The 682-nt window shown below is 65.7% G+C and carries 2 protein-coding genes; both read left to right on the top strand.

The annotated features are described in order from the left end of the window. The coding region (locus tag AACR77_RS14585) for a hydrogenase small subunit (protein WP_042882457.1) at nucleotides 1–555 on the top strand (555 nt) is incomplete at its 5' end. Nucleotides 556–557: 2 nt separating this feature from the next. Further along, the coding region (locus tag AACR77_RS14580) for a twin-arginine translocation signal domain-containing protein (protein ID WP_042882456.1) at nucleotides 558–682 on the top strand (125 nt) is incomplete at its 3' end.

Below are 682 nucleotides of genomic sequence, written 5' to 3'. Positions count from 1 at the left end.
CCCAACCCCCACAATTTCCTCACCACGGTCGCTTACTACATCACCTACGGCAAGCTGCCGGCGCTCGATGCCAAGAAGCGGCCGCTGTTTGCCTATGAGCGGCTCATCCACGAAAACTGCGAGCGCCGTCCGCACTTCGATGCCGGCCGTTTCGCCAAGGAGTTTGGCGATGAGGGCCACCGTCAGGGCTGGTGTCTCTATCACCTGGGCTGCAAGGGGCCGGAGACCTACGGCAACTGCTCGACCCTGGAGTTCTGCGACGTGGGCGGTGGCATCTGGCCGGTGGGCATAGGCCACCCCTGCTACGGCTGCAACGAGCAGGGAGTGGGTTTCAGCAAGGGGATCTTCCAGCTCGCCAAGGTGGAGAATCCCACCCCGCGGGTGAACAAGCCCGACGTGGCTATCCAGGAGGGAGGACACATGTCGCCCACCGCCACCGGCCTTATCGGTGGGGCGCTCGGGGTGCTGGTCGGGGTGAGTCTGATGACGGTGCGCGAGCTCGGTCGCCAGCAGAAGCGCCATGAAGCCGGGCAGCACACCTCACGGGAGGAGTGACCGTGAACAGACGCAACTTCCTCAAATTCGCCTCCGTCGGTGCGCTGGCGGCGGGCACCACCGTTTCCGGCACCGCGCTGGCGGCGGCCGAGAACAAGCCGCCCATTCCCGGTGCGCTCGGCATGCT

The organism is Aeromonas sp. ZOR0002, from assembly GCF_963866995.1.
In the GTDB taxonomy this organism is placed as follows: domain Bacteria; phylum Pseudomonadota; class Gammaproteobacteria; order Enterobacterales; family Aeromonadaceae; genus Aeromonas; species Aeromonas caviae.
The sequence above is the reverse complement of the archived record's forward strand: the minus strand, read 5'-3'. Positions and strand labels throughout refer to the sequence as shown.